Annotated in this window: 2 protein-coding genes; both read left to right on the top strand. The window is 36.7% G+C overall.

The genetic code is table 11. The features are described from left to right. The first annotated feature begins 644 nt into the window (after positions 1-644). Positions 645-794, top strand: coding sequence for a hypothetical protein (locus LC574_RS36585; RefSeq protein WP_229458516.1), 150 nt, complete (start codon positions 645-647; stop codon positions 792-794). 212 nt (positions 795-1006) lie between these two features. Then, the gene (locus LC574_RS36580; RefSeq protein WP_229458514.1) at positions 1007-1501 is read left to right on the top strand and encodes a DUF6174 domain-containing protein; all 495 of its coding nucleotides are present in this window, start codon (positions 1007-1009) and stop codon (positions 1499-1501) included. Positions 1502-2255 lie beyond the last annotated feature (754 nt).

The raw sequence follows: 2255 nt of genomic DNA, 5'->3' as shown, positions 1-2255 counted from the left end.
ATGGGTATAAAATTGAACTGATTCAACTAGGAACTCAAGGGTCAGCAGTCCAACAGGAATCGCAAGAGCAAGTTGTGAGTCAGTAATTCTTATAATTAAGAATATAAGTCAATACGCTTGGGTTAAGGCTTGATCCTCCCTAACCTTCCTTAAAAAGGCTTACCATTACCCACATTTTTGTAACAGTTAAGATGTAGCATTGTCCGACATCCCGCCCAGAACTTAAGTTCTGGGCTGATAGCTAAAGTCCACTTAAGTGGACTGAAATTTTCCCTAACACAAAGAGTTTAGCCATCAACATCGCTTAAAATCTTATATTTAGTCCTCTTGAGAGGACTTTAGCTATAAGCAAGAGGAATTTATTCCCAAGCGGGTTAACAACGAAGCATCAGATTTCTTGAGGATTAGAAGACGAGAGAACAGATGCAGCCAAGGTATCAGCTTTGATTGATGTGTTTGTATGTGTATGAGGACTTGATTTAGTTTCTGGCATATTTATACACAGGAATTTTGGATAGAAGCTGGTCAATATAGAAAGCTATATATATCAAGTTACATAGAATCACACAACAATATTAAAATCAAATACAAAAAGTTAGATATTTTGCCGCGATCAGACCTATTATCTGAAGCAAATATACGCGGTGATTAGAAATCGTGGCTATACAAAGGAAGTCCGCCTACGCCCTTTTGACTCGACAATTCAAGATATGAACACGCTAACCCCTGATACTCACAGCGAATCAGAATTTAAGGAATTGCTGAATGCGATCGCACTCCGTCTAGATGAGTAAAAACTAGTACAGATCGGCAAAAATCAAGCTACCATTTTAAAACTTGCAAAAGCCTTGATATACCAAACTTTTGAATGCATGAATGCGTGAATGCTCCCCTTCCGCCTTGCGGTATTAGGCTATGGATGATTGTCAAAAATAATTTCAGTTTTTTGGCAATGACCTTGAAGCACGTTAAACTACTAAGCAATTGAAGTTAAGGATGGATTTATATGCGCTTACCAATTGCAATTAGTGCCATTTTAGTCGCGTCTTTGGGTTTGAGTACACCTGTAATATCTCAACCTCCTATACAGGTAGCCCAAAAACCAGCGTTTAATAGTTTCGCTTTAGAACAATTTAAGATTAATTCCCGATTATGGAGACAGAAAAAAATCTCTAATTATCGCTATGAATTTACTAGGAGTTGCTTTTGTTTCCCCAAAGCCACAGAACCAGTGATTATTGAAGTACGTAAGGGAGTCACGACTTCCATTACTTATAAATATGCTAAAGAACCAGTAGATACAGCATTATTTGAGAAATATAATACAATTCCTAAACTCTTCAATATCATTAGAAATGCGTTCATTCAAAAAGCAGACAACTTGACTGTACAATATAACCCAATACTTGGCTACCCTACTCAAATTAACATTGATTATGATAAGCAAAGAACTGATGATGAAATATTCTTTACAATTAGTAATCTGCAAGAGATCAAGTAAATATATAGGACTCATATTTGATTTTTGAAAAAAACTCAGTACACCTTTATTCCTTCTTCCCAGTCAAGAGCGATGCACTGAGTTTCGACTGCGCTCAACTACCGCTTGTCGTTGTGTCCCCAATCTCTACGACCCTAAGGGACTTCCAACTAAAAAAATATCCTATCGCGGTGTAGGCAGGGGGGCAGGGAGCAGTTCTTGCTGGGGAGAAAGAAAAATATTATCTAAGTAAATTGGATAATTTATTTTCTGGAAGTCCCTAATCATATAAGACTTTCAGGAAATTAAATATTCACTTGTGTAGTAATGATAATCATTATAAGGCGGGAGTTAGAGGCAGATTCGATCGAATATAAGCTAATTTATATTTTCTGAAAAAAGTTAATTTATTTATTTTATCATTACATCAATTTTTACAATTATCTAGTAAGAATAGCTATACCCATGTAGTAATTGCTCCAGTAAGAGCAACTACTTATAATTATAAAACGCTGCTATAGCAATCCGATTTTATTTCTGAACTTCTTTGCGTGGGGAGGGAATAGGGAGTAGGGAGTGGGGAGTGGGGAGTGGGGAATCAGGCTTTTCGAGTTATACCGAGTCTTTTCAAAAATCAAATAGGAGTACTATAGGACTAATATTTGATTTCTGAAAAAGCTCGGTACAACTCGAAAAACCTAATTCCTTATTCCCTACTCCCTACTCCCCACTCCCCGCCTACGTAAATAATTTCAAAAATCAAATACGATTCCTA

This window comes from Nostoc sp. CHAB 5715 (genome assembly GCF_020829685.1).
In the GTDB taxonomy this organism is placed as follows: Bacteria; Cyanobacteriota; Cyanobacteriia; order Cyanobacteriales; family Nostocaceae; genus Nostoc.
The sequence above is the reverse complement of the archived record's forward strand: the minus strand, read 5'-3'. Positions and strand labels throughout refer to the sequence as shown.

Coding starts and splice junctions, on each gene's coding strand:
- LC574_RS36580 (WP_229458514.1), top strand. CDS start 1,007: ATGCGCTTACCAATTGCAATTAGTGCCATTTTAGTCGCGTCTTTGGGT.